Origin of the sequence: Paenibacillus sp. FSL R7-269, assembly GCF_000517865.1 — a bacterium.
In the GTDB taxonomy this organism is placed as follows: Bacteria; Bacillota; Bacilli; order Paenibacillales; family Paenibacillaceae; genus Paenibacillus_AQ.
On the sequence record NZ_ASPS01000128.1, the window covers coordinates 1 to 320 of the forward strand.

Consider the following 320-nt stretch of genomic DNA (forward strand, 5'->3'; position numbering starts at 1 on the left):
GATGGTGCAGGCGGTGACGGCGGAGAAAAACCGCATTCACAAAATCCTGCAGGATGCCAACATCAAGCTAACCACCTTTATGTCCGATCTATATGGGGTTTCAGGGCGGGGCCTGCTCCAGAAGATCATGGACGGCGAGGTCATCGACGAAGGGACCGTTAAGAACCTGGTCAAAACCCGTTTAAAAAAGAAAGTTCCGCAGTTGCTAGACGCGCTCAATGGCAAGTTGCGCCGTCATCATCGCGAGATGATTCGAGACCACTGGGACCACTTGGTCTATTTGGAGAAAAGGATCACGGAACTGGAAGCTCGAATCGAGG

Annotated in this window: 1 pseudogene; it reads left to right on the forward strand. The window is 52.2% G+C overall.

Annotation, left to right across the window (positions count from 1 at the left end):
- Window positions 1–320 (forward strand): annotated as a pseudogene (locus C162_RS36490) (IS110 family transposase); the annotation flags it as partial.